The organism is Aeromonas sp. QDB03 (assembly GCF_027707985.1).
Taxonomy (GTDB): domain Bacteria; phylum Pseudomonadota; class Gammaproteobacteria; order Enterobacterales; family Aeromonadaceae; genus Aeromonas; species Aeromonas hydrophila.
This window is the reverse complement of sequence record NZ_JAPCJG010000001.1, coordinates 188,724-214,657: the sequence shown is the minus strand read 5'-3', so window position 1 is coordinate 214,657 and position 25,934 is coordinate 188,724. Positions and strand designations below refer to the sequence as shown.

General features: G+C 62.3%; 26 protein-coding genes and 1 riboswitch. Of the genes, 17 read left to right on the top strand and 9 right to left on the bottom strand.

Features of this window, described 5'->3' with window-relative positions; all coding sequences use genetic code 11:
* Positions 1–6: 6 nt before the first annotated feature.
* Together PG900_RS01035 and PG900_RS01030 are read left to right on the top strand one after the other, a co-directional pair.
* Complete coding sequence (locus tag PG900_RS01035) at positions 7–984, top strand: LysR family transcriptional regulator (protein WP_017408124.1); 978 nt, start codon at positions 7–9, stop codon at positions 982–984.
* Between the two features lie 66 nt (positions 985–1,050).
* Positions 1,051–1,365, top strand: a complete 315-nt coding sequence (locus PG900_RS01030; RefSeq protein ID WP_118881038.1) for a ribbon-helix-helix domain-containing protein — start codon at positions 1,051–1,053, stop codon at positions 1,363–1,365.
* A 76-nt stretch (positions 1,366–1,441) separates the two neighbouring features.
* On the opposite strand, the gene PG900_RS01025 is transcribed toward PG900_RS01030, so the two are convergent.
* Both PG900_RS01025 and PG900_RS01020 read right to left on the bottom strand, forming a co-directional pair.
* Positions 1,442–1,837: a VOC family protein gene (locus PG900_RS01025; protein ID WP_118881037.1), complete on the bottom strand. Its 396-nt coding sequence runs from the start codon at positions 1,835–1,837 to the stop codon at positions 1,442–1,444.
* Positions 1,838–1,990: 153 nt separating this feature from the next.
* On the bottom strand, positions 1,991–2,773 hold the full coding sequence (locus PG900_RS01020) for an alpha/beta fold hydrolase (protein WP_005302068.1): 783 nt from the start codon (positions 2,771–2,773) through the stop codon (positions 1,991–1,993).
* Positions 2,774–2,879: 106 nt separating this feature from the next.
* Here PG900_RS01020 and PG900_RS01015 point away from each other — a divergent pair, with 106 nt between their 5' ends.
* Genes PG900_RS01015 through PG900_RS01005 form a run of 3 tightly spaced genes read left to right on the top strand, consistent with a single transcriptional unit; the run spans position 2,880 to position 4,112 of the window.
* Positions 2,880–3,236, top strand: a complete 357-nt coding sequence (locus PG900_RS01015; RefSeq protein WP_016351046.1) for an MmcQ/YjbR family DNA-binding protein — start codon at positions 2,880–2,882, stop codon at positions 3,234–3,236.
* Complete coding sequence (locus tag PG900_RS01010) at positions 3,233–3,721, top strand: GNAT family N-acetyltransferase (protein ID WP_118881035.1); 489 nt, start codon at positions 3,233–3,235, stop codon at positions 3,719–3,721. Before PG900_RS01015 ends, PG900_RS01010 begins: the two co-directional genes overlap by 4 nt.
* Positions 3,722–3,776: 55 nt before the next feature.
* Positions 3,777–4,112 (top strand): DUF3802 family protein, encoded by a 336-nt coding sequence (locus tag PG900_RS01005; protein WP_024944925.1) that lies wholly within the window; start codon positions 3,777–3,779, stop codon positions 4,110–4,112.
* A 339-nt stretch (positions 4,113–4,451) separates the two neighbouring features.
* Here PG900_RS01005 and msrA read toward each other — a convergent pair whose 3' ends face one another.
* Positions 4,452–5,084, bottom strand: a complete 633-nt coding sequence (gene msrA, locus PG900_RS01000) for a peptide-methionine (S)-S-oxide reductase MsrA (RefSeq protein ID WP_024944924.1) — start codon at positions 5,082–5,084, stop codon at positions 4,452–4,454.
* 259 nt (positions 5,085–5,343) lie between these two features.
* Here msrA and argA point away from each other — a divergent pair, with 259 nt between their 5' ends.
* Positions 5,344–6,672, top strand: coding sequence for an amino-acid N-acetyltransferase (gene argA / locus PG900_RS00995; RefSeq protein ID WP_118881034.1), 1,329 nt, complete (start codon positions 5,344–5,346; stop codon positions 6,670–6,672).
* 107 nt (positions 6,673–6,779) lie between these two features.
* Positions 6,780–7,004: riboswitch (Lysine riboswitch) on the top strand.
* A gap of 89 nt (positions 7,005–7,093) precedes the next feature.
* Complete coding sequence (gene lysC / locus PG900_RS00990) at positions 7,094–8,446, top strand: lysine-sensitive aspartokinase 3 (RefSeq protein WP_118881033.1); 1,353 nt, start codon at positions 7,094–7,096, stop codon at positions 8,444–8,446.
* A gap of 92 nt (positions 8,447–8,538) precedes the next feature.
* On the opposite strand, the gene PG900_RS00985 is transcribed toward lysC, so the two are convergent.
* On the bottom strand, positions 8,539–9,627 hold the full coding sequence (locus PG900_RS00985; RefSeq protein ID WP_011706391.1) for a hypothetical protein: 1,089 nt from the start codon (positions 9,625–9,627) through the stop codon (positions 8,539–8,541).
* A 254-nt stretch (positions 9,628–9,881) separates the two neighbouring features.
* On the opposite strand from PG900_RS00985, the gene PG900_RS00980 reads away from it, so the two are divergent.
* Positions 9,882–12,143 carry an LTA synthase family protein gene (locus PG900_RS00980; RefSeq protein ID WP_270830737.1) on the top strand — a complete coding sequence of 754 codons (2,262 nt, stop codon included), beginning with the start codon at positions 9,882–9,884 and terminating at the stop codon, positions 12,141–12,143.
* Positions 12,144–12,232: 89 nt separating this feature from the next.
* Here the strand turns inward: PG900_RS00980 and PG900_RS00975 are convergent, their stop codons facing one another.
* Complete coding sequence (locus PG900_RS00975; protein WP_270830736.1) at positions 12,233–13,246, bottom strand: S66 family peptidase; 1,014 nt, start codon at positions 13,244–13,246, stop codon at positions 12,233–12,235.
* 263 nt (positions 13,247–13,509) lie between these two features.
* Between PG900_RS00975 and PG900_RS00970 the strand changes: the two genes are divergently transcribed.
* From PG900_RS00970 to cysG, 5 genes are all read left to right on the top strand, one after another.
* Entirely contained in the window at positions 13,510–14,352 is an 843-nt protein-coding gene (locus PG900_RS00970; protein WP_270830735.1) for a patatin-like phospholipase family protein, read from the top strand.
* A 196-nt stretch (positions 14,353–14,548) separates the two neighbouring features.
* Positions 14,549–15,607, top strand: a complete 1,059-nt coding sequence (gene asrA / locus PG900_RS00965) for an anaerobic sulfite reductase subunit AsrA (protein ID WP_270830734.1) — start codon at positions 14,549–14,551, stop codon at positions 15,605–15,607.
* Position 15,608: 1 nt separating this feature from the next.
* Positions 15,609–16,448 (top strand): anaerobic sulfite reductase subunit AsrB, encoded by an 840-nt coding sequence (asrB, locus tag PG900_RS00960; RefSeq protein WP_270830733.1) that lies wholly within the window; start codon positions 15,609–15,611, stop codon positions 16,446–16,448.
* A gap of 11 nt (positions 16,449–16,459) precedes the next feature.
* Positions 16,460–17,470 (top strand): sulfite reductase subunit C, encoded by a 1,011-nt coding sequence (gene asrC / locus PG900_RS00955; RefSeq protein WP_270830732.1) that lies wholly within the window; start codon positions 16,460–16,462, stop codon positions 17,468–17,470.
* A gap of 171 nt (positions 17,471–17,641) precedes the next feature.
* On the top strand, positions 17,642–19,033 hold the full coding sequence (gene cysG, locus PG900_RS00950; RefSeq protein WP_270830731.1) for a siroheme synthase CysG: 1,392 nt from the start codon (positions 17,642–17,644) through the stop codon (positions 19,031–19,033).
* 88 nt (positions 19,034–19,121) lie between these two features.
* On the opposite strand, the gene PG900_RS00945 is transcribed toward cysG, so the two are convergent.
* Positions 19,122–19,724, bottom strand: coding sequence for a hypothetical protein (locus PG900_RS00945; RefSeq protein ID WP_270830730.1), 603 nt, complete (start codon positions 19,722–19,724; stop codon positions 19,122–19,124).
* 25 nt (positions 19,725–19,749) lie between these two features.
* Between PG900_RS00945 and PG900_RS00940 the strand changes: the two genes are divergently transcribed.
* Entirely contained in the window at positions 19,750–19,911 is a 162-nt protein-coding gene (locus PG900_RS00940) for a hypothetical protein (RefSeq protein ID WP_270830729.1), read from the top strand.
* 85 nt (positions 19,912–19,996) lie between these two features.
* Here the strand turns inward: PG900_RS00940 and PG900_RS00935 are convergent, their stop codons facing one another.
* On the bottom strand, positions 19,997–20,314 hold the full coding sequence (locus tag PG900_RS00935) for a heavy metal-binding domain-containing protein (RefSeq protein ID WP_011706400.1): 318 nt from the start codon (positions 20,312–20,314) through the stop codon (positions 19,997–19,999).
* A 437-nt stretch (positions 20,315–20,751) separates the two neighbouring features.
* Between PG900_RS00935 and PG900_RS00930 the strand changes: the two genes are divergently transcribed.
* From PG900_RS00930 to PG900_RS00920, 3 genes are read left to right on the top strand one after another with little or no spacing between them, the layout of a single operon-like run.
* Positions 20,752–21,870: a hypothetical protein gene (locus PG900_RS00930; RefSeq protein ID WP_270830728.1), complete on the top strand. Its 1,119-nt coding sequence runs from the start codon at positions 20,752–20,754 to the stop codon at positions 21,868–21,870.
* A 24-nt stretch (positions 21,871–21,894) separates the two neighbouring features.
* Complete coding sequence (locus PG900_RS00925; RefSeq protein ID WP_270830727.1) at positions 21,895–22,974, top strand: HBL/NHE enterotoxin family protein; 1,080 nt, start codon at positions 21,895–21,897, stop codon at positions 22,972–22,974.
* Positions 22,975–23,019: 45 nt separating this feature from the next.
* A complete protein-coding gene (locus tag PG900_RS00920; RefSeq protein ID WP_270830726.1) occupies positions 23,020–23,820 on the top strand; it encodes a hypothetical protein in 801 nt (266 codons plus the stop codon).
* Between the two features lie 105 nt (positions 23,821–23,925).
* On the opposite strand, the gene PG900_RS00915 is transcribed toward PG900_RS00920, so the two are convergent.
* Both PG900_RS00915 and ycfP read right to left on the bottom strand, forming a co-directional pair.
* Entirely contained in the window at positions 23,926–25,218 is a 1,293-nt protein-coding gene (locus tag PG900_RS00915) for an NAD(P)/FAD-dependent oxidoreductase (RefSeq protein WP_044800224.1), read from the bottom strand.
* A 78-nt stretch (positions 25,219–25,296) separates the two neighbouring features.
* Entirely contained in the window at positions 25,297–25,836 is a 540-nt protein-coding gene (ycfP, locus tag PG900_RS00910; protein WP_016351064.1) for an alpha/beta hydrolase YcfP, read from the bottom strand.
* Positions 25,837–25,934 lie beyond the last annotated feature (98 nt).

The window sequence follows — 25,934 nt, the reverse complement described above, 5'->3', positions numbered from 1 at the left end:
GCGGACGTGACCTTACCCTGTTCCTTTTTCGCGATATATGGAAATAATGAACAACATTCATTCCAAAAATTGATCAATATGGCCAGTACCGACGACCTCATCCTCTTCGCCCAGGTGGTGGAGGCCGGCTCCTTCAGCAAGGTAGCTGAACAAAATTCCCTGACAAATTCGGTAGTTAGTAAACGGATCGGGCGCCTGGAGGAAGAACTCGGGGTGCAGCTGCTCTATCGCACCACCCGCCGGCTCACCCTGAGCGAGGCGGGCAAGGCGCTCTATCAGGGTGCCAAAAATGTGAAGGCCGCCGCACTGGACGCCTTCGATGCGGTGGCGGGTTTTGGTGAAAAGGTGAGCGGCCATGTGCGGATGTCGGTGCCCACCATCTCCGGCGAGCTGCTGCTGGCCGACGCGGTGGCCGATTTTTGCCAGCAGCACCCTGGGCTCACGGTGGAAATGTCGCTGGACAACCGCTTCGTCAATCTGGTGGAAGAGGGGTTTGACCTGGTCATTCGCACCGGTTATCTGGATGACTCGAGCCTGATTGCCCGCCACATCCTCGACTCCCAGTGGGTGATCTGCGCCGCCCCCGCCTATGTGCGCCGCTTCGGGGCGCCGCGCGAGCCGTCAGACTTGCTCGCCCACAACTGCCTGCGCTACGCCTACCAGAGCACGGGGGCCTCGGAGTGGGCCTTCAAGGGGGAAGAGGGCAACTACCTGCTGTCGGTATCGGGCAGCTTTTGCACCGACAACGCCGGCGCCCTGCGCAAGGCGGCGCTGGGGGGGCGCGGCATCGTCTATGTGCCGCGCTGCCTGGTCTATCACGATCTAATGAATGGCGAGCTGGTGGACCTCTTCCCCGATCAGGTGGGCAAGAAGCTCGGCATCTACGCCGTCTACCCCTTTACCCGCCAGCCGCCGCGCAAGATCCGGCTGCTGATCGAGCACATCCGCCAGCGCTACCTCGACATCGCCCACTATTTTGGCTGACGGGGGATGGCGCTCATCCCGTATCAACGGGGGGCTTTTTTGACCCGGGCGGCAGAGTTGCCTACCATGGCCCTCCCCTTTACCGCTCAGGACCAGCCCATGTGCACCGTCTTCTCCGGCCAGGATCCCAGTCACTACGCCTGCACCACCCGCTCGGTGCGGATCTGCGGCCACAGCACCAGCATCCGGCTGGAAAACAAGTTCTGGACCATCCTGGAGCAGCTCTGTCAGGCCCAGGGGCGCTCCATGGGGCTGTTTCTCTCCGAGCTCTATCAGGAGGCGCTCGGCAACGGCATGGAGATGAGCAACTTTGCCTCCCTGCTGCGCTGCTCCTGCCTGATCCATCTGGAAACAAGACAGGAGCCGGACGTCGCCGCCTGAGGGGCGCCGCTTTCTTCCCCATGAAAAAAGGGCCGCAGCACCAGGCTGCGGCCCCTTCCTATTCCACGCTTCAAGCTCAGACGAAGCGGCCGGCCCGCTCGATGAACTCGATCTGGTAACCATCGGGGTCGGTCAAAAAGAACAGCCGGGCCAGCAGGGTGCCCTCATGGTGCATCGCCTTGACCTGCGCAGGCGCCAGACCCAGGGCCGTCAGACGCTGATGCGCCGCCTCGATGTCTTCCACCGTCACCGCCAGATGGCCATAACCGTTGCCGTGGCTGTAGGGCTCGGCTTGGCCCTCGTTGTGGGTCAATTCGAGCTCGAAACCACTCTGATCATTGGCAAGGTAGGTGAGGGAAAAACCGTCGAAGGGGAAGTGATCCCGCACCGCCAGCTCGAGGGCCTCGCGGTAGAAACGCACGGATCTGTCCAGGTCACGAACCCGGATCATGGTGTGGATGAGTTTGGTCATAGGGACTCCTTGGTGATGGGAGTCACAGGGTAACCAGGGGCTCAGCCGGCCGGGTAGTAGTGGACTAGCACCCGGTGATTGGCGGCCAACACCTGACATGACCTCGCAGGCTCAAGCCACCAGGGCCGCATCAAAGCGGCGGCTGGCGCCAATTCAGCCGGGCTGGGCGGTGAGAAAGGCCAGCGACTGGCGGTTGAAGTGCTCGGGCCGCTCCACGTTGCAGACGTGGCCGCAGCCGTCGATGATCTCGAGCCGGCTGTAGGGATCGCGCGCCACCTGCTCGCGCACCGGCGCCAGGAACATGTGATCTTCCTCCCCCATTACATAGAGGGTCGGAATGGGCAGGGCCCGCTCCTTGAAGTAACGCATCAGGGGATTCACCTCGGTGGCGAGGCGAAACCAGCGCTTGAACTCTTTTTGGCACAATTTGCGCGCCTCGCGCACGAACAGGTTGCGCGACTCCTGATGGTGCTGACGGGGCATGATGATGAAGGCAAACAGCCGGTAGAGCCACATGTAAGGCAGGATATGCTGGCCGAGGCGGCCGAGCTGCACCAGCACCCGCGAGCGGATGTCGAGCCGCAAAATGGCGCCGCCCAGCACCATGCTCTTGACCCGCTCGGGGCAGAGCTCCGCCAGATGGCGAATGAGGATGGTGCCAAGGGAGATGCCGACGAAGTGGGCGCGGCGAATATTGAGGTGATCGAGCAGTTGCAGGATATCTTCGGTCACCGCCCGAAAGCTGTAGTGGCCCTTGATCACCTGCTGCAGCTTGTGGGACTGGCCGTGACCGCGCAGGTCCAGCAGCAGCACGTTGAAGTGTTCGCGATAGGCGCGCAGCTGCTTGAACCAGATGGAGGAGCTGCCGCCCGCCCCGTGCACGAAGACTACCCAATCCCGCTCGGGACCCAGCTCGAAGGTCTTGTGATACAGCATCTTGCGACTCCCTCATCGACGGCATTGGGGTATAGTAGGCGCGCATCTTAGCAGATTTTTTCACCCGACTAATACGTTTGCACCGCAAGCGGCCAGGAGCATGACCATGGAGTTGACCCGTTTGAGATCCTTTCTGCTGACCCTGCCGGGCGCTCAGGAGGATACCCCCTTCGGCCCAGAGATCCTGGTCTATCGCATCGCCGGCAAGATGTTTGCCCTGCTGGACTGGCAGGCCGAGCCGCTGCGACTGAACCTCAAGTGCGAACCCGAGCTGGCCCTGCTGCTGCGTGAACTCCACCCCGAGGTCAAACCGGGCTGGCACATGAACAAGCAGCACTGGAACACGGTCACCTTCAGCGACGGCCTGGCCGACGACCTCTGGCAGGGCTGGGTGCATCACTCCTACGAGCGGGTGGTAGCCGGTCTGCCCAAGGCCAAGCGCCCGCAGGCGCCGCAGCGATGAGCCCCGCCATGGCGGCAGAGCCCAGGCTCGTTCAGCTGAACGAGCAGCATATCCCCGCCCTTTGCGCCCTGTTCGAGCAGTCGGTGCGAAGGATTGGCCCCCAGCACTACAGCCCGGAGCAGGTGGAGCAGTGGGCCCTCGGCGCCCATCATCCCGGCTTTGCCGGCCAGCTGCGCGAGCACCATGGCTGGGTGCTGGAGCAAGGCGGCAAGCCACTTGGTTTCGTCACCCTGAGCCAGGATGGTCACCTCAGCCTGCTCTATGTGAGCGCCGCTCACCCGCGCCGGGGCTATGGCAGCCTGCTGCTGGCTGCGGCCCTCGCCGAGGCAAAACAGCTCGGACTCACACAGCTGACAACGGAAGCCAGCGCCTTCAGCTATGGGCTATTTTTACGGTATGGCTTTGAGCTGACCGGATTGGAGAGCGTGGAGCGCGGCGGGGTCGGTTTTATCCGTTATCGCCTGCACTGCCGCTTGCCAAGCTAGGTCCAGCCACTAAAATACGCACAGTTTTTTCGTATTGTTGAGGATTGAGGCCGCCATGGTTGTAGAAAGCGAAGGCTATATCGCCCTGATTGAGTATCTGGTGGAGAGTCTGGGACTGTTTGAAACCCAGCAACAGAGCAGTGGTGAACAGACCATCGAAGATCTGGTGAGCGGCCGGGTGGCCAGCAACCTGATGGCCATCTGCGAACAGAACCCGCAGCTCGATCCCAAGTTGCGCTTCGTGATCATGCAGGAAGCCGATGCGGTGGTGGCCGATCTGGAAGAGGTGCTCTCCGCCGTCTGGCTGCGCGCCCCGACCCCGGAGCAGAAAGCCTTCCTCGAAGAGTTCATCGATCTTATCAAGAACCTGTTTGACGGCGCCATCAGCTGATCACAATGGCGAACGCCCAGTTCGCCACTCCCTCGCAAATTTTCCGCACCGCCAACATGAAAAGGGCCGCCTTCAACGGGCAGCCCTGCTTGCTATCATTTCAACTCATCAAGCTTTTCAATGACTTTTATGAATTTTCGAGGCAAGAAATGTGTCTGGTCTTAGCCGCCATCCATGGTGGCTACTAGGTTAGGCAAAGTAGGTTCAATTTAGTTCCCGCCCATGACACATTTTTTTATGATTTTTTTCACTCTCCTGACAACGCCCGATAAAAAGGCCGCAAACGCGGCCTTTTCTTTTCACCATCAATGACAAGTCACAGATACCCGTCATCTTCACCTAGCGGTTGAGGCTCGGTGGCAGGCAGACGCCGATGCCACCCAGGCCGCAATAACCGTCCGGATTCTTCTCCAGATATTGCTGATGGTAATCCTCGGCGTAATAGAAGGGCGCCAGCGGCAGAATGCGGGTGGTGATGGTGCGCCCGTCACCGCTGGCCGTCATCGCCTGCTGATAGGCGGCCAGGCTCTGCTGGGCAATCGCCTCCTGGGTGTCGTCCCCGAAGAAGATGACGGAGCGATACTGGGTGCCGATGTCGCCGCCCTGGCGCATGCCCTGAGCCGGATCGTGCTGCTCCCAGAACAGCTTGAGCAGATCACCGTAGCTGATCACCTTGGGATCAAACACCACCTGCACCGTCTCGGCATGGCCGGTCAATCCGCTGCACACCTCCTTGTAGGTGGGATTCTGGGTCACCCCGCCCTGATAGCCGGCGGCGGTGGAGTAGACCCCGGGCTGCTGCCAGAACAGGCGTTCCACACCCCAGAAGCAGCCCATCCCGAACCAGGCCACCGCCATCCCTTCAGGCCAGGGTCCCTGAGTCGGGTGACCATTGACCGCATGCTGCTGGCCAATCACCATCGCCTCGCGGCGTCCCGGCAGCGCGTCTGCCGGCGAAATAATCTGTTCCATGCACCCTGTCCTTGTATAAAAACCTGTGCGATCGCACAGCTGACGAAAAGGAATATCGAAGATAACAGTTTATGGGCCGGGATCAACCTGAGGCGCACCGTCATACCGCTGACACCCCTGCCCCGCCTGGTGTCGCCGCTGTTCGGGCCGCCAGGCCGTTCCGATGACAATATCGCGACAAATCAATATTTAATCTTGATTTGTGCATTTATTTTCATATATTGAGCCCATTGCTGTTTTTTTATGGAAGAAGCCTCAAGTGCGTGAACGCGAACCCAGCCTGGTCTATGCCTTTCGGCAGTCTACCCCCTACGTCAATGTGCACAGAGGCGCCACCTTCGTGCTGATGATGGGGGGGGAAGCCCTCTGCCACCCCAATTTCGCCAACATCGTCAGCGATATCGCCCTGCTGCAGACCTTAGGGATACGCCTGGTGCTGGTATTCGGCTCCCGTCCGCAGAACGACGAAGCGCTGGCCCGTGCCGGCATCGAGGCCCAGTACCACAAGCGCATCCGGGTCACCGATGACGAGAGCTTCACCATCATCAAGCAGGTGTGCGGCGGCTTGCAGTACGACATCACCGCCCAGCTCTCCATGGGGCTCGCCAACACTCCCATGCAGGGTGCCCGCATCAGCGTGGTGAGCGGCAACTTCGTCACCGCCCAGCCGCTCGGGGTGGATGACGGCATCGATTTTTGCCACAGCGGCCGGGTGCGCCGCATCGACGTGGAGGGGATCACCCGCCAGCTCGATCAGAAGAGCCTGGTGCTCATCTCCCCCATCGGCTGCTCGGTCACCGGTGAAAGCTTCAACCTGAGTTCGGAAGAGGTGGCCCGCCGGGTGGCGGTGGATTTGAAAGCGGACAAACTCATCTGCTTCAGCAGCACCCAGGGGGTGATGGACCGCCACGGCGAAGCCATCTCCGAGCTCTTCCCCGAGCAGGCCGAGGAGCTGCTGGTAGAGCTGGAGCAGGCGGGGGAAGAGATGTCCGGCACCGCCCGCTACCTGCGCGCGGCCATCGCCTCCTGCCGCGGCGGCGTGCCCCGCTCCCACCTGGTGAGCTATCAGGATGACGGCGCCATGCTGCAGGAGCTGTTCAGCCGCGATGGCCTCGGCACCCAGATCGTGCGGGAAAGCGCCGAGCAGGCGCGCGCCGCCACCATCGAAGACATCGGTGGCATCCTGGATCTCATCCGCCCGCTGGAGGAGGAAGGGATCCTGGTGCGCCGCTCCCGCGAGCAGCTGGAGATGGAGATCGACAAGTTCACTATCATCGAGCGCGACGGCCTCATCATCGGCTGCGCGGCGCTCTACTGCTTCATGGAAGAGGCGATGGCAGAGATGGCCTGCGTCGCCATCCACCCCGACTACCGCAACTCCAACCGGGGGGATCAGCTGGTGGCCAAGGTGGCTGAGCGGGCCAAGCGGCTCGGTATCCGCCGCCTGTTCGTGCTCACCACCCGCTCCATTCACTGGTTCCGGGAACGGGGCTTCGATCCGCTGGAGGTGGAAGATCTGCCGGTGGCGCGCCAACGCCTCTACAACTGGCAGCGCCGCTCCAAGGTTTTGTCAAAGACAATCGTATAACCCATTGATTTTGCGTTGGCTTGGCTGACTTTTTGAACTTTTTCACAAACTCGATTGACAGTGCAATCCAACGCAAGGTATTTCTAAATGCACTCCACCGCCCTGGTGGAGCCAGAAGAGGAGCGCTGCCCAGGCAGCCCGAGGGAGGACACCAGTGTCCGGTGAACTTGGGTCAGGGGGAGCAGCGCCGAGACATCTGAGGCAACTGGATACCTCAGTGTCGGCTGCGGGGGCTGAATCCCCCGGGTTGTCATCGGTAGTGGTCATCCCCCACCGCGCCCCGTCAGGGGCGGGTACGGGATGGGCTCTGCGGGTGGAGTGCTTCTGGCCGGGATAGCTTCGATCATTCCTGCCATTTTCAGCCTCCTCCTCTCTTTTTGCCCGATGGATCCGGATTTTCATATTAAGACAGGAGTAAGCAATGAGCCCGATCAATGTCGCCAAGTTTGGCGGAACCAGCGTCGCCAACGCGGCAGCCATGAACAACTGCGCCGATGTGGTGCTGGCCAACCCGGCCACCCGGGTGGTGGTGCTGAGTGCCAGCGCCGGTGTCACCAATCTGCTGGTGGCACTGGCTCAGGGCGATCTGGACGAGGCGGGCCAGGAGGCGCAACTGGCCAGGCTCACCGAGATCCAGCAGGCCATTCTGACGGCGCTGGGCGACTCAGGCGATCTGAGTGACCTCATCCACGGCCAGCTCGGTGAGATCCGCACCATGGCACGCCAGGCCCATCTGCACACCGATGCCGAGCTGGCCGACAGGCTCATCGCCTGCGGCGAGCTGATGTCCACCCGCCTCTTTACCGAACTGCTGCGCCAGCGTGGCGTCAAGGCCTGCTGGCAGGATGCGCGCCAGTTGCTGCGCACCGACAGCCGCTTTGGCAAGGCCAGCGTGGATCTGGCCGCCACCCGCGCCCTCTGCCAGGCCGCGCTGGGCCCCCTGCTTGGCGACAGCCTCATCATCACCCAGGGCTTTATCGGTGCCGACGGCGATGGGCGCACCACCACCCTGGGCCGGGGCGGCTCCGATTACAGCGCAGCTCTGTTGGCCGAGGCACTCGACGCCGGCTCCATCGAGATCTGGACCGACGTGCCCGGCATCTACACCACGGATCCGCGCCTGGTCACCCGGGCCCGCCCCATCCCCGAAATAAGCTTCGTGGAGGCGGCCGAGATGGCCACCTTCGGCGCCAAGGTGCTGCACCCGGCCACCTTGCAGCCGGCGGTGCGCCAGGACATCCCGGTGTTTGTCGGCTCCAGCAAGGATCCGGCCGCCGGCGGCACCTGGATCCGCGCCAGCACTCGCACCAATCCACTGTTTCGCGCCGTGGCCCTGCGCCGCAACCAGGTGCTGGTCACCCTGCACAGCCTCAACATGTTCCACGCCTACGGTTTTCTGGCCGAGGTGTTCGGTATCCTGGCCCGCCACCGCATCTCGGTGGATCTCATCACCACCTCGGAGGTGAGCGTGTCGCTGACCCTGGATCACACCGGCAGCCAGAGCAATGGCGAGCCCATCCTCGGCGACAAGGTGCTGGCGGAGCTTGGTCAGCTGTGCAAGGTGCAGGTGGAGACGGGGCTGGCACTGGTGGCGCTCATCGGCAACCGGATGAGCGAGGCGGCCGGGGTGGGCAGTCAGGTCTTTGACGCCATTCGCGAGCACAACATCCGCATGATCTGTTACGGCGCCAGCGCCCACAACCTCTGCTTCCTGGTCAAGGAGGACGAGGCCGGCCACATCGTCAACCGCCTCCACCAGGAGCTGCTCGACTGATGTACTGACACAACATGGAAATAAAAGAGGGGCCGGCTGGCCCCTCTTTTTATATAGGGTGGCATGAAGATGCGATATGAGTGCGGTTCTCCCTAACCCACCAGGGTCGGTACCGGCAGCAGGTTGGCCCGGATCTCCTCGCGCAGCCCTTCCAGCCGGCTCAGCAGCGCCACCTGACTTAAGCCCGCCTCGTCGGGGCCCAGGTTGTCCACCAGCTCGGCGAAGTGTTCGGTCACCGCCTGCTGCAACCAGTCGAGCCGGCGCAGAGTGAGCGGGCCGCAGCTCTTGCCGCTGAGATCGTCGGCAATGTCGAGCCGGTGGCTGCGATACATGTCGCGCCACCAGTTGGCAGCCAGCGCTTCCTCGCTGGCCAGCGCCGAACGCCACTCCCCCAGCAGGCTCTGCAAGCGGGCCAGCACCGGTGCGCTCGCCCCCTCCCGGGTCAGGTGTTGCAGCTCCCGCTGCGCCCAATTGATACACAGGCCGCGCCAGTAACGAAACTGCGGCAGCGGATCCGGCTCGTCAAGCCACAGGCCCGAGAGGGTGCGGGTCTCCAGCCGCTCCGGTACGTGAAATGCGGGATCGGTGAGGCCGTTGGAGTTGAATTCATGGCGGGGGTCAAAGGGCCACATGTAGCCAAAGTCGAACACGCTGATCTGCTGGCCGTCGTCGAGCAGGTTGCCGGGGCTCGGATCCCAGTCGAACCAGCCCCAATGGGCCAGCTCCGCCTGCACCGCCAGCATCTGCGCCAGGTTGCGCTCGTTCAGTTCATGCACCGGCACGCCCCGCAGCCAGGGAGAGACCAGCACGCCGGCGCGGGCCGAGCCAAAACAGGTACAGACCACGTTGGCCAGGATGGTGGGGTGCAACTCCCGCAGGGCCTCTATCTCGCGGCGGCGCTCCAGCTCGGTCAGGAAGGCGGTTCTGCCGTCCACGTTGGCCACCAGGGAGTCGTGCCGGCGCCGCTTCAGGCACCAGTGATGTCCCTCCACCTTGAGGTGGAACACCTCGGCGGTGAGGCCGTGACGATAGACCTTGAGCACCGCCGGATGATCCTCCTTGAGTCGCACCAGCTTGGCCACGGACAAGGGACAGTCCTGCTCGCGCCCGATCCGGATCTCCTGTTTGCTCTCCAGCATGCGGAGCAATCTTGCCTGACGTGCCGCTACTTTGGGATTCATACATGTACCTCCATCCATATTGAGAGACTAAGCAGCAAGGCAGAGGCAGGCCAGTGGCAAAGCGCCATGATGACGCTTTCATCACAGAATGAGTGCGGCCCCCGGATCGGGATCACAGTTTGCATGGTTTCACGGTCACGCAATGTTCATTGTTCGGTCATTAAATTGACAACAAGGAACAAGCCCATCACCATCGGGTCAAATTAAATGCAGCAGCCATGTTTCATCGTCACTCGCTCAAAGGATGAGCCCATATGAAAGCCCCCACTTCAGCGCGCTTGTCAGCCAGGGTGCCCGCTCTGCCCGCCGTGCTGCTCGCCCTGCTGGCCGCGCTGCTGCTGCTGACCCTGTTGCTGCCGCAGATCAACCCCGCCAGCTGGCTCGGTCGGGCCCAGCCACTGGTGCTGGGGCCGGCGGACAACCCCATCGCCACCCTCACCCGTCACGCCCTGCTCTACAAGAGCGACAGCCGCGGCCTCTATCTGGTGGTTCGCAGCCAGTGGCAGTTGCGCGGGCCGCTGCAGGAGGGTGACAAGGTCAGGGTGGAGCTGCTCAATGAGAGGGGCGAGCGCATCGATCAGCTGAGCCAGCCGGTGGACAAGCGCCAGCAGTGCCGCAAGGGGCGCTGCACCCTGGATCTCAACAGCACCCTGCGCGCCCCCGACGACGCCCTGGCCAGCCGCTATCAGCTGCGGATCGGCCTGCTGCTCAAGGAGAGACCCGAGAGCGGTGAATTCAGCCAGATCCTGCAGACCCTGCCGGAGCGGGGTTTCAACCTCACCTATCTCTGCACCAGCCTGCTGCTGGTGCTGGCCCTGAGCGCCGCCGTGCTGAAGGTGGTGCTGCCCACCCTCAGGCGCAATCTGCGCTGGCGCATCGCCGGCAGCCTGCTGCTCGGCAACCTCACCTTCGTGCTGCTGCACGGCTTCGTGGTGTTCAAGCTGGGGGAGTTTCTGCTCTGGTCAGGCTTTCGCCCGGAGCACTACTACCTCGCCTGGGGCAGCATGGTGCTGGGCTGGAGCCTCTGCGCGCTGGCGGGCTTCAACCTCTACATGGGGCTGGTGTTCACGGCGCTGTCCGGCATCGGCCTGCTGGCGAATTTCATGAAGATCGCCATCTACGGGGTACCGCTCGGGGGGGACGATCTCGGCAACCTGGTGGCGCTGCTGCGCATCCTGCTGGAGCAGCACCCGGTGCTGCCGCTGCTGGGTGGCGTGCTCGCCCTCTTCTTGTGCTGGCGCTTCGCCCTGTCGCGCTGGATCCTGCGCACCCTGGCCGCCACCGCCGCCTTCTTTGCGCTGTGCGTGTTCGCCACCCAGACCGGCAACAAGCTGCTGGGGCCCAACATTCGTTACGTGGACAGAGCGGTCAACTACCACAGGGACATCATCCGCTCGGGGCCCGGCCTCTATCTGTTCAACCTGGTGGACGAGATGCTGCAAAGTGGCAGCGTGTTTCGCTATCCCTTGCAGATCAACGAGTTCACCCCTCAGCTCAGCCACGTCAGTCTGAGCCAGCCGCCCCGCTTCGATCTGGTGATCGTGCTGCAATATGAATCTCTCTGGCTCGGCTGGCAGGGCAAGATCTGCGCGCCGCCCCCCACCCTGAGCCTGCCGGCCAGCGTGCAACAGTGGCACAAGACCATCCACTCCCCCACCACCGGCGGCATGACGGTACTGGCGGAGTTCGAGATGAACACCGGTCTGCCGGTGGGGCTGCTCAAACAGGGGGTGGTGCCCTACTACTACCTCTCGGAGCAGGTGCCGGGCCTGGCGCAAAGTGCGAAGCAAAGTGGCTACCAGACCCTGTTTGCCCACCCCTATGTGGAAAAATTCTGGGGCCGCGCCAAGGCGATCCCGGCCCTTGGCTATGAGGAGCGCTGGTTCGACACCCGCTTCACCACACTCGAACACAAGGGGCTCTATATCTCGGATGATGCGTTGATCGACCACCTGCTCAAGCGCAGCGAGCAGGATGAGCAGCCGCTGTTTGCCTACGCGGTCACCATGCAGGGGCACGGCCCCTTCGACGGGGATCGCTACCAGGCCCAGCAGCTCGACAAGGCCTGCCCGGATCAGAGCGATGCCGATCGCCAGCTGCTCAACACCTACTACACCGGCGTGGTGGATGCCATGGCGTCGCTGGAGCATCTGCTCACCAGCCTGGATCGCTCAGGCAAACGCTACCTGGTAGTGGCTTTTGGCGATCACCAGCCGTTCCTGATGTCCGCCGGCAAGGGCATTCACGGCGACAAGCCGCCCCGCGATGCCAGCTACCAGATCCCCATGATGGCCTTTGCCCGTGCCGATGACTCCCTCAATCTGGCGACCCAGTTTGCCCCGGTGCGCCAGCTCTATCAGATGGGCCAGGCCACTCGCCAGCTGCTGGCGGGCGACATGACCCCCATCCCGGATCTGGCCCTGCTCCACCCGGTGCTGGGAGAAGAGAAGGGTTTCGATGTTGCCCCCCTGGTGCCGCAGATCCGCGCCAGCTTCCGGCCCGACGCCCTGCCCTGAGCCCCGCTACCGCGGGACAGATGACAAAGAGGTCGCCTGGGCGACCTCTTTGTCTATTTGTCGATGCGGCCATGGCAGCCAGAGCGGGCTCACTCGCCGAGCCAGGGCTCGCACAGGGTGAGACGCTGGGCATCGAGATCCAGCATCGCCTCGATGCCAAGGGGCAGGGTCAGCATGGGGTGGGTGTGGGCGCAGTCATACTCCGCCAGAATGGGGAAGGTCGGCTCCCCCACCACCTCCAGCAGGATATCGAGCGGCCGCCGGCCGCTGCCCTGGCTGTCGAACAGCTCGTGTTTGCCGAGCACCAGGGCACCGATGCGATCAAACACCCCGCACAGCTTGAGGTGGGCAAACGAGCGCTCCACCGTCGCTGCCACATGGAGGCTGTCTTCCAGCAGCAGAATGTCCCCCTGCTCGATGGCCGGCATATAGGGGGAACCCCAGATCCCCGCCATCGTATTGAGGTTGCCGCCGATAAGCCGGCCACGCACCCGACCAGTGCCCACCGAGATCAGCCGGTTTGGTTGGCACTGCTTGGCCCGGGTCTGGTTCTCCCAGTCAAGCCGCTCCTCGGTCCATTGCGCCGGGGTCGGCAAGGTGTGGGGCACGGCGCCACCACCGGCCTGGCAGATCTGGCGAAAGCCCGCCAGCGTCTCGTCCACCAGCGGAGAGAGCTCGCCGAAAGAGGCCACCAGCGCCGGTCCGTAGAAGGTGACGAGGCCAGTGCGGGCATGAATGCCGAGCAGCAGGGCCGTCACGTCGGAGTAGCCGATGACTATCTTGGGATCGCGCTTGAGCGCATCAAAATCGAGGTAGGGCAGCAGGGAGTTGGAGTTGTTGCCGCCAATCACCGACATGATGCAGCGCACCGCTGGATCGCGAATCAGGGCATTGAGCTCGTCAGCCCGGGCGGCGATGGAGCCGGATCGCCAGTGATCCTGCTGGCCGGTGAGGCTGCCCGCCTTGAGTCTGAAGCCCTGCCCCTCCAGAAACGCTCCGGCACGGGCAAAGCGGTTTGGCGCCCAGGCGGTAGCCGCACTGGAGGGAGAAAAAAAGCCGATGGTATCGCCGGGCTTGAGCCCCGGCGGTTTGAGCAGAGCCATGAATTGCGTACTCCCTGACAGCGATGATGGGGCCCCGCTCCCGGGGCTGAGGATAAAAACGTCCCCATACTAGTCCCTTCCTGGCCTGCTTCACAAGCAGTCAAGCAACCCCTTTTGTTTATGAAAACAAAACGACTGATTCAAAATTTACAGATATACCGAACAAAATCCCCTGCCTAGAATGAACCCAATCAGCTCGCCAGCCCGCTGCTGGCCTTTCTAATACGGCTCTGTTTGGCCGGATCATCGATGAGGCGTCAGTCATGAATACACACCCATCCCCCAGCGCTCTGGTTGTCGAAGGCGGCGCCATGCGCGGCATATTTGCCAGCGGCGTGCTGGATGCCTTCATCGAGCATGACTATCGCCCGTTTGACTTTGCCATCGGCGTCTCGGCGGGGGCCACCAACCTGATGGCCTATCTCGCCAGCCAGCATGGTCGCAGCCACGACATCCTGACCGAGCTGGCCTGCCGCCAGGAGTTCATGGATCCGCTGCGTTTTGCCAAGGGTGGCAATCTGGTGGATATCCACTGGCTGTGGAACACCAGCTGCCGCAAGTACCCCCTCGACATTCACGCCTACCGGGAGACCGGCATTCCCTTCTACGCGGTGGTGACCAATACCCTGACCGGCAAGGCGGAGTACATCCGGGTCAAACCGGAGAACATGAACGAGGTACTGCCCGCCAGCTGCGCCATTCCCCTCGCCTCTCGCGAATATCCCGAGGTGCACGGGGTGCCGATGACCGATGGCGGGGTGGCCGACTCCATCCCGGTGATCGAGGCCTACCGGCGCGGTGCCCGTCAGCTGACGGTGATCCTCTCCGAACCGCTGGGCTATCGGCTCAAGCCGATGCCCTTCCCCTGGATGATCCGCACCCTGCTGAAAACTCGCCCCGCCCTGGCGCTGGCACTGGAGCAGCGGGATCGCAGCTACAACGAGGCGCTCGATTTTATCGCCAATCCGCCGGCGGACTGCCAGATCGAGGTGATAGCACCGGCCGACTACTTCCCGGTCTCCCGCTTTACCCGAGATCCCGACAAGCTGGAGCTCGGTTACGTGATGGGCAAGTGCGCCGGCTATCAGGCAGCGCGGCTGAATTGACCGTTCACACAGGCATGACCCGACCTGCCGCGACGCACGCGCCGCCCACAACAACAATCGGGTCCGTTGAGCAACATGAGTCATAAAAACAGACCGTGGCGAGGCAAGCGCGGCCAGCACAGGTGCCAGACACTCTGATCGGCCCGCGCCTCATCCCTATGCCAGGGCATCTCGCCCTCATACAAGGTGTTTATTTATGTCGTTTCTTCTCACCCAGCCCGTGCTGGCGCAGCTGTTCGAGCGGCTGTTGCCCGATTACCGGATCATGGCCCCTGCGGCCGAATATCGGGGCGGTCGCTTCTCCGACACCGACAACGTCACCTACCACAGCATCCGCCATCCGGCCGAGCTGGTGTGGCAGAATAAGTCCCACTTCTCCCCGAAAGAGGTGGTGCTCCCCATCACCCAGACCCTGTTCCACTTCGACAATCTGGAGCTGCGCGAATCAAAGGTGGAGGCCAAACCCACCCTGCTGTTCTTGCGCAGCTGTGATATCCACGCCCTGCGCCGGCTGGATCAGGTCTATCTCAAGAACGGCCAGAACAGCGACGTCTACTACGCCCGGCTGCGCAGCAAACTCAAGCTGGTGCTGCTGGAGTGCCGCGAGAGCTTCGAGAACTGCTTCTGCGTATCCATGGGCAGCAACGAGACCCGGGACTACGCCGCCGCCATTCGTCTGAGCGATGAGGGGGCCCGTATCGAGGTGAAGGATCCCGAGCTGCTCGGCTACTTTGCCGAGCTGGGTGAATCCGACGATTTCACCCCGGAATTTGTTCAGAGCAACCCGGTCAAGGTACGCACCCCGGACAGCGTCTGTGACGACCCGCAGCGGATCCGCCAGATCCTCACCGCCCATCCGGTCTGGGCCGAGTACGACAGCCGCTGCATCGGCTGCGGCCGCTGCACCACCTCCTGCCCGACCTGCAGCTGCTACAGCGTGCACGACCTCACCTATGCGGAGAACCCCAAGCAGGGTGAACGCCGTCGCCAGTGGGCCAGCTGCATGGTGGATGGCTTCAGCGACATGGCCGGTGGCCACGGTTTTCGCGCCAAGCATGGCGAGCGCCTGCGTTATCGCGCCCTGCACAAGGTCAACGACTACAAGGCCCGTCAGGGGGAGGAGCACATGTGCGTCGGCTGCGGCCGCTGCGACGATCGCTGCCCTCACTACATCTCCTTTAGCAACATCATCAACAAAATGACCGATGTGGTCGAACAGACCATCGCGGCCGACCACGCGCAGGGGGCGAACTGATATGTGCCAGTGCCAGCAAACCGCAACAGCAGAACAACAGCAGGACGTGGTCGAAAACCGCCTGTTGCCCAAGGCCTACACCATCTTGGCCATCGAGCGTCACACCGAGCTGGAGTGGAACTTTCGGGTCTCACGCGACTTTGATGTCCACTACGGCCAGTTTGTGGAGATCTCTCTGCCCACCGTGGGCGAAGCGCCCATCTCGGTCTCCGACTATGGCGATGGCTATGTGGATCTGTTGATCCGCAAGGTCGGCAAGGTGACCGATGCACTGTTTGCCCTCGATGTGGGCGACAAGGTGTGGATGCGCGGCGTCCACGGCAACGGCTATCCGCTGGAGACCTACCGCAACCAGCACCTCATCGTGGTGGCGGGCGGCACCGGCGTCGCCCCGGTCAAGGGGCTGCTGCGCCGCTTTAGCAAACATCCGGAACAGGTGAAGTCCCTCGACATGATCCTCGGCTTCAAGAACGAGCAAGCGGTGCTCTATCGCCACGAGATGCCGCTCTGGGCCGAGCGCCAGAATCTCATCGTCACGCTGGATGAGGGTGAGGAGAGCGAACAGTTTCGCATCGGCCGGGTCACCGACTACATCGACCAGCTAGACCTCTCGGATAGCGAGGATATCCAGGCCATCGTGGTCGGCCCTCCCGTCATGATCCATTTCGTGGTGCTCGCCCTGCTTGAGCGCTGCATCCCCAAGGATCGCATCTGGGTCGACTACGAACGCCGCATGGCTTGCGCCGTCGGCAAGTGTGGCCACTGCCGGATGGGCGACACCTATATCTGCGTGGATGGACCGGTCTTTCGTTTTGACCAGGCCCAGCATCTGATCGACTGAGGGAGAACACCATGAGTCTCGATATCGACATCATCAAGGCCCGCGCCAAGAACGAATACCGACTCTCCAAGGTGCGCGGTGAAGCGATGATCAGCGTGCGAATTCCCGGCGGGATCATGCCCGCCCACCTGCTGGCGGTGGCCCGGCAGATCGCCGAACAGTATGGCAACGGCCTGATCCACCTCACCACCCGCCAGAAGCTGGCGATGCCCGGCATCAAGTATCAGGACATGGACAAGGTCAACGCCGCCCTCGAGCCCTTTATCAAGGAGATCGAGGTGGAGACCTGCGGCATCGAGGTAGAGGACACCACAGCCGGTTACCAGACCATCGGTGGGCGCAACATCGTCGCCTGTCAGGGCAACACCATCTGCCAGAAGGGCAATATCGACTGCACCGGGCTGGCCCAACGGATGGAGAAACACCTCTACCCCAACCCCTATCACCTCAAGATGGTGATCGCCGGTTGTCCCAACGACTGCGCCAAGGCCAACATGGCCGACTTCGGCATCCTCGGCATCGCCAAGATCCACTTCAATGCCGAGCGCTGCATCGGCTGCGGCGCCTGCGTCAAGGCATGCAGCCACCACGCGGTGGATTGCCTCGCCATCAAGCATGGCAAGGCGGTCAAGGAGGAGAGCAAGTGCATCGGTTGTGGCGAGTGCGTGCTGGCCTGCCCGACCCTGGCCTGGCAGCGGGATCCCAAGCAGCTCTACATGGTCAAGCTGGGGGGACGCACCAGCAAGAAGACCCCCCGTACCGGCAAGCTGTTCCTCAACTGGGTCACCGAAGAGGTGCTGCATGCGGTGATCAAAAACCTGTTCGAGTTCGAGGCCGAGATGCTGGATGGCAAACCCATCTACCTGCACATGGGTCACCTGATCGATCGGGCCGGTTATCACAAGTTCAAGGAGCGGGTGCTGCGCGGTGTCACCCTCAACCCGGAAGCCATGGTCGCTGACCGCATCTTCTGGGCCGAAGATCAGTACGTCGCCAACATGCATGTCAAAGCGGTGCAATAGGAAAAACCTCGTTTGGGGAAGCTGATCATAGTGGCCGACACCGGTGGGGATCTGTCGTTGGCCCGGGCGTGGATCACGCTTCCCCCTTTTTCCTCTCACTGCGTTGCAACGCCTTCTCCTCTTTTCGTCCTGCGCAGCCCTCCGCTGCCGGACCTATATCCGGAGCCCGTTATGGACTTTCTCCCTCTCTTCTGTCAGCTGCAACACAAGCCGGTGCTTATCGTCGGCGGCGGTGAGGTGGCAGTGCGCAAGGCGCGCCTGCTGCTCGATGCCAAAGCCCGGGTGACCATCAATGCCCCCCATCTCGAGCACCAGCTGATGAGCTGGGCCGAGCAGGGGTTGCTCACGGTCTGCGCCGCCGACTTTCACCCCGAGCTGCTCGATGGCAAATGGCTGGTGATCGCCGCCACTGACAATCCAGAGGTCAATCATCAGATCTTCAGCGAGGCGAGCCTGCGCCAGACCTTCTGCAACGTGGTGGACTCTCCTGCCCATTGCAGCGCCATCATGCCCGCCATCATCGACCGCTCGCCGCTGATGGTGGCCATCTCCAGCGCAGGGGCGGCACCGGTACTGAGCCGCCAGCTGCGGGAGAAAATTGAAGCCATGCTGCCGCAACACCTCGGCCAGCTCGCTACCCTGGCCGGACGCCTGCGCGAGCGGGTCAAACTCATTCCGGACAAGCTGGCTCGCCGCCACTTCTGGGAGCGGCTGTTCCGGCACGAACGGCTGGCCCGCCAGCTGGCGCGCGGCCAGCAGCAAGCAGCCGAAGAGAGCATCAACGCGCTGCTCAATGAGCCACAACAGAGCAAGGGATGTGTCACCCTGGTGGGCGCTGGCCCCGGCGATGCTGGCTTGCTCACCCTGAACGGCTTGCAGCAGCTGCAACAGGCGGATGTGGTGGTCTATGACCGGCTAGTCTCAGACGACGTGCTGTCACTCATTCGTCGCGATGCCGAGCAGATTTTCGTCGGCAAAGAGGCGGGCCGCCACTGCGTCCCCCAGCAGGCGATCAACCAGCTGTTGCTGGATCAGGCCCGGCAGGGCAAGCAGGTGGTGCGGCTCAAGGGGGGCGATCCCTTTATCTTTGGCCGGGGCGGCGAGGAGCTGGAGACCCTGGCCGAGGCGGGGATCCCCTTCTCGGTGGTGCCGGGCATCACCGCCGCATCGGGCTGCGCCGCCTATAGCGGCATTCCCCTTACCCACCGCGACCACGCCCAGCGGGTGCAGTTCATCACCGGCCACGACAAGGAGGGCAATATCGCGCAGGAGTGGTCAGCGCTGGCCGCCCCCCGCCAGACGCTGGTGTTCTACATGGGGCTGGCCCATGCAGGCCGCATTCAGGACGAGCTGCAGACTCACGGCCTGCCCGGTCACACCCCGGTAGCACTGGTGGAACAAGGCACCCACCTGCAGCAGCGGGTGGTACGCGGCGAGCTGCAGCAGTTGGCGCAGCTGGCAACCCAGGTCGGCAGTCCTAGCCTGATCATCATCGGTTCGGTGGTGACGCTGGCCGACAAGCTGGACTGGTACGGCGAAGCCAATACCCTGGCGGGGATGTAACCGCTCATAGCGCGTCCCTTCAGTAAACCAGTAAAAAAGCGACGCAGGCCATGGCCTGCGTCGCTTTTATCGGAATGGGGAAACGGATTTATTCAAAGGAGATAGGGCCGGTCGAGCCCGCATCCGTATCCTGCCAGCTGCTTTCGCTGCGTACTCGCGGATCGCCCTGCAGGGTATAGAGGATCATCCCCTGACGAAACTGCAGGGCACCGTCGGTGCGCTTGGCCTTCACCTTGACCTCGTTGACCCACACCTGCTCCTTGCCGTCGATCCGGATCTCGGCCACGGTCTGGCCGGTGCCGCTATTCTTGGCGGTCCACTTGCCCTGATAGGGAGAGTCCCCCTTGGCCATCGGCAACGCGGCCGCCTTGCCTGCCGACCAGGATTGCACGGTACAGATGCCATTAGCGCGGTTGTCGTGCTTGATGGCGTAGTCGATGCTGGGCTCGCTGGTGGCGGAATCCGAGGTGATGCCGATCATGATCTTGCCGCTCTGGGCCGAATAGGCATTGGGGGCATCGGTTTTCAGGGTGGCCTTCTTGCCGTTGATGTAGACGCTGCCCCCTTCTCCCTTGACCTGGATATTCATGGGGCAGCTGGCGCTGAAATTGGGCACGGCCGCCGCAACGCGGCCAGCATGGGCGGTGATGGCCAGGGTGATGATGGTCAACAGAGCAGATTTCTTGTGCATCTTGATACGCCTTGAGAGAGATGAAATGTCATCCATGCCGGATGTCGTCCTGATGGCACACACTCTAGTGCTGACGGCTCACCGCCGCCCAGTTAAAAAAGATGAAATCGGCAGCGGACCATCATTAAAAAATATTAAAGATAGCAATCAACAAGTTATGAGCATGCATTGGCACATTTTCCGCTGATGGCCAGGGAAGCGGCACCGCCAGCCCCCACAAAAAAGCCGATAACCAGGTTATCGGCCTTTGCCAAAGCAGGGGGAGCGCAGGCTTAAACCAGCACGGCGGTTCCGCTGATGCTTACCATCAGCATGCTGCCGCTTTGCCCCACCACCTCGTAGTCGATGTCGATGCCGACCACCGCATTGGCCCCCAGCGCCGCGGCGCGCTCCTTGAGCTCGTCGAAGGCGATTTCCCGGGCCCTGGCCAGCTCTTTTTCATAGGCGCCGGAGCGGCCGCCGATGATGTCGCGGATCCCGGCGAACAGATCCTTAAACACGTTGGCGCCGAGAATGGCTTCACCCACGACGATGCCGCGGTACTCGCGAATGGTCTTGCCTTCCAGGGTGGGAGTGGTTGAGAGGATCATCTTGTTTTCCTTGTGGAGTGTACTGGGGAGACAGCCTAAAGCAGCGCAGAAGACCAGGCAAGCAGGCAGACTCGATACGTGCCAGCCAGACCCTGGCTGATCGTGCCCCATATCCCGGAGCCACTGCCCGATGGCCGGCCTGTTTGCCGGCAGAAGTTATCGGAAAAAGGCAACACCGGGCCGCCAAAACGCCCCCTGCAGACACCCCTTTCATTAGCCGATCCGGCTCAAACATCAAGTGACAAAACTATCAGTTGTGACCCATTTTGCCTTTCCCTAGGGTGAGTCTGTCCCGGCACCAGCGCGGGGACAGACCCACTTCGTCACGAGGAGAGCAGCATGATGCAGCAGGATACCCGACTACCTCACCCCACCCTCGCACTGGGGGCATGTTCCCCCGCCAGCCCGCTCGCAGACACCGCTATGGAGACCATGTCATGACCACGATCGCCACCCTGGATCTGGGGGATCAAGGTCTGCTGGCCGCCTACCTGTCGGCGACCTCACCCGCCCTGCTCAACCAGACCTATGCGAACTTGCTGTTGATGCAGCAGTCCTTGGCCAACAGCGAGATCGACTCCACCCTCGCGGTAAAAATCGAGGCCTACCAGGCCCAGATGATGAATCAGGCACGCTATTACCAGCAGACCAACCTGTCCGGTCTTATCCATCTGCTGAGCAACGGCTCCAACTTCTACGCCCTGGTCGCCGCGTTCAACCGCCTGCTGAGTCAGGAAGACGACGCCGCCGTTCTCGCGGGCGGGGCCCGGCTGGGACAGCAACTGACGTCCCTCGTCGATCAGGCCCAGAGCTACCGGCTCAATGCCCAGGCGCTCAATACCCGCGTGCAGGTGGCCTGGGGCTCCCTGCGCCCCCTGATGACGCAGTTCAACGGCGTCATCACCCAGCTCGAGCAGGATCTGATGGCCGACGCCAAGCGTCAGACCGAGATCATTGACGCCCTCAACCAGGCTATCGCCGCCAATATTCAGGCGATCGTCGATGAGGGCGGCAAGGCCGGTGAAGGGGTCAACCAGCTGGGACGGGCCATCGTCACCTCGCTGACGCTGGAGCAGAAACCGGCCGACAAGGGAGCCAAACCCGCCACCTCGCAGGAGATAGCCAAAGAGACCGATCAGCAGACCCAGTACATGATCTCCGGCCTCGAGGCGCTCTCCTCAGGCATCGCTGGCTCCAGCCAGGCGGCCCGCGAGCTCAAGACCAACACCGACAAGCTGGCCCAGGCCTACCAGGCACTGGCCGCCACCAACACCCTGCTGAGCGTGGCCAAGTCGGTGCAGGCGCAAAACCAGCTGTTTGTCGACACCTACAGCCGGGTTGCCGACACCGTCACCCAGTTGCCCGCAGGCTGGCAGAAGGTGGCCGACGCCTATCAAGGGGCCGTGCCCGTGGTCACTGACCTCAACAGCCCCGACGACGTACGCCAGCTGCGGCGCACCGTGGCGCTCAACACCCAGTCCTGGCAGCTGCTCTCGAGCCAGGTTGACGACATCAAGGCAGCCTACGCCGGCAACGGCATCCTGCCCGACGCTTAATCCCACCACGCAAGGACACGCCAAATGACCAACGCAACAACCATCACCATGGACCAGGGTATGGCCAACCAGGCTTCTCAAGCCATGCAGATCCAGACCTACTGCAACAGCGTCAAGCAGCAGGTGCCGGTGGACTTCAGCCAGTTCCCGAACCTCAAGGACAACCAGATCCAGATCAACCAGGGGCTCGATCTGGCGAAGGGGCACGCCGACCTCTATCTCAATACCATCCAGCCGCAGATCATCACCAACATCAGCAACATCTCCAACTACTTTGCCCTGCAAAACGCCATTCCGGCCGTGCTGCCGCCCGGCTCCACCAAGGCGCAGTGGCTCAGACAGCTGAGCGTCATCAAGGAGCAGGCCACCGAATATCAGCGGCTCTCCGCCGACACCCGACTGGTGATCGTCAATCTCAACAACAACCTCATCACCGACTCCAGCAACTTCCAGGGAATCGTGGTGAACCTCAACAGCAAGGTGCAGGGGGATAACGGGGTGCTCGCCCAGCTCAACGGCGACATCGACAAGGTGAATGCGGCCATCGACGGCGCCATCGCCGGCATCGTCGCCGGGGGGCTGCTGGTGATTGGCGGCGCCTTCGTCACCGCCATCGGTGCCGTGGCCGACTTCGTCACCGCCGGCACCTCGACCCCGGTGGTCATCGGCGGGGTCGCCATGATGGTGGCCGGTGCCGGCGGCATCACGGCTGGCGCCATTGTGCTGCACAACTCGCTGGGCGCCCGCCAGGATCTGTACCAGAAACGCAGCAGCCTCAACAGCGAGGTGCTCATCGCCACCCAGATCGGCAACGGCTACAAGGGGCTGCAGGTGCAGGCGCAAAACGCCGTCACCGCCGCCACCCAGATGAGCAACGCCTGGGACTCCCTCACCTCCGATCTGGGCAGCCTGATCACCGACCTGGACAAGGGGATCACCAGCGGCGACGACATCCGTCAGCTCTGGCTGACCGCCGCCGACACCACGGTCAAGACGGTGCTCACCGACGTGACCACCATCAAGGCCCAGATGGCCGGGGTGAGCCCGCTGCAAGTGCCGCAGACCGACACCATCGCCAACTTCGTGGCGCGCCTGGCCGCCTAAACCACGGGAGGGCGGCCTGGCCGCCCTCTTTCATAAGGAGACCCCATGAGCAACGGCATTCTTTCCCAATCCATTGCCAACATGCAGCAGGCCGAAGCGACCATTCAGTCCTTCAGCGGTCTGCCGCAAAACGCCGTCAACATCCAGCAGAACGTCGGTGAGGTGGTTGCGGCCCTGCTGCCCCAGGTGCAAACCATGCAGCAGCAGGTCCTGGCATTTGCTGCCCGCCTGGAGCTGCAACTGACCCAGCAGCTGGCCAATACCGGCCCCTTCAACCCCGAGGCGCTCAAGGCGTTCGTCGATCTGGTCGAGCAGGAGATCGCCCCCATCCAGACCCTGACCGCCCAGACCCTGACCGCCAGCCAGAGCGCCAACGATCGCATCACGCAAGACAACATCGCGTTGCAACGGATCGGCGTGGAGTTGCAAGCCACCATCGCCGGGCTGCAATCCAACCTGGATGGCGCCCGGCAGGAGCTGGACTCCCTCAACAAGAAAAAACTCTACCTGCTGGGGCTGGGATTGCTGGGGCTGCCGGGTCTCATCGCCCTGGCCGTCACCCTGACGCAGACCCAGAACAAGGTGAGCAGCCTGGAGGAACAGGTGAACCAGATTGAGGGGCAGATCCAGCGTCAGCAAGGCTTCCTCGGCCAGACGACGGTCTTCTCCCAGCAGTTCGGCTCCCTCATCGATCGAGTCAGCAAGGTCGGCAACACCATCACCCTGCTCGGCGGCGACATTGCCAACGTCGCCCGCGATGCCGGGCAAGGAGACCCGGAACTGGCGCGGCTGTTCTTCACCGCCGCCCTCACCGAGGTGCGCACCCTGCAGGTGGACGCCTCCTGATACGCCTGCAACAAAAAAGGAGAGGCCAGGGCCTCTCCTTTTTCATGGTACGCGTTTCATGGTGCGCGGGACCGTTGCCGCCCCGCCACGTTTGCCCCAGGCGGCTTAGTGCAGCTTCAGGGTCGGGCGCAGCACCCGGTTGATGCGGCCCACCAGCATGATGAGGCCGGTCTTGACGTAGCCGTGCAGGGCAATCTGGTGCATCCGGTAGAGCGAGATGTAGACCAGACGGGCGATGTAGCCCTCCACCATCATGGAGCCGCGCATCAGGTTGCCCATCAGGCTGCCCACGGTGGAGAAGCGGCTCAAGGATACCAGCGAACCGTGGTCGTGGTAGAGGTAGGGCTTGAGCTCGCCACCGTTCATCTTGGCCAGGATGTTCTTGAACGCCTGGGTCGCCATCTGGTGGGCGGACTGGGCGCGCGGCGGCACGAACTTGCCGTCCGGCTGCGGGCAGGCGGCACAGTCACCGATGACGAAGATGTTCTCGTCGCGGGTGGTCTGCAGGGTCTCTTTCACCACCAGCTGGTTGATGCGGTTGGTCTCAAGGCCGGCGATATCCTTCATGAAGTCCGGCGCCTTGATACCGGCCGCCCACACCATCAGGTCCGCTTCAATCAGCTCGCCATCCTTGGTGTGCAGACCTTCGGCTGTCGCTTCGGTGATCATGGTGGCGGTACGCACGTCCACGCCGAGCTTGACCAGCTCCTGATGGGCAGCGCCGCTGATGCGCTCCGGCAGGGCCGGCAGGATGCGGGGGCCCGCTTCCACCAGGGTCACCTTCAGGCTGTCGGTGGTCAGGTTCTTGAAGCCGTAGGCATAGAGCTGCTCGACCGCGTTGTAGAGCTCGGCGGAGAGCTCCACCCCGGTGGCGCCGCCGCCGACGATGGCAATCTTCACCTTGTCGCCCGGCTGGTATTCGGTGGCGAACTGCAGGAAGCGGTTCATCATGCTGTTGTGGAAACGGTGCGCCTGGGTGGGGCTGTCCAGGAAGATGCAGTGATCCTTGATGCCCTTGGTGTTGAAGTCGTTGGAGACGGAACCGATGGCCATCACCAGGTAGTCGTAGGGCAGCTCGCGCTCGTTGACCACGATGTCGCCGTTATCGTCGACGATCTTCCCCAGCACGATGCGTTTCTCGTCGCGCTTGATGTCGGTCAGGGTTCCCAGCTGGAAGTCGAAGCCGTGATTCTTGGCGTGGGACTGGTAGCTCAGGGCGTCGATGCCCGCGTCCATGGAGCCAGTGGCCACTTCGTGCAGCAGGGGTTTCCACAGGTGGGTACGGTTGCGATCAACCAGGGTGATCTTGGCCTTGTTCTTCTTGCCCAGCTTGCGGCCCAGGCTGGTGGCCAGCTCCAGACCGCCGGCACCGCCGCCGACGACAACAATATTGGTCATGGTTAATTACCTCGGTTCCATTAAAGCGAAGGGAGCCATCGGCTCCCTTGATAGTTGAATCCATGACGTGACGATCAATCAGGCTTCTTTGAAAGCCTTCATCTGTTGCAGGTGATGAGAGATGTTCTTGAACTTGTGCGTCTCTCGCTCATCCCACACGATGTTGTAATAATTCTTCAATTCACGCTCAGTTTCGCCATTATCGCGCACTTCATCCTGAACGGAAAGGATGCAGAGGCAATTTCCTGAATTTTTACTACGAAATTCAGACACACATTTGGTGCCGATATCCTCGTACTCTTCCGGTCGGTCGATCTTGCCCTGCATGGTGATTTCGGGGTGCAGGTTGGGGTTGAAGATCACCTGTTTGATGCCGCACAGGAAGCCGATGCGCTCGCTCCAGTACCCACCCAGCCCCACCCCGCAGATGAGGGGTTTGGGATCGGTGCTCATGTCGAGCTGCTTCTTCACTTCCTTGAGCAGGTGGCTCATGTCATGACGGGGGTGAACCGTGCTGTAGTGCACGAAACGCACATCATCATCAATAAACTGCAACTGCAGCACTTTCTCGTGATTGCCCGGGCTGGTGGCATCGAAGCCATGCAGATAGATGATCATGGATAAGACCTCAGGATCTGTGTCGGTTTTATCGAAACTACCCCAGCGGCATGGCCCTGCGCCACCAAAACATCCTACTTTCTTGCTTTGGATCACGC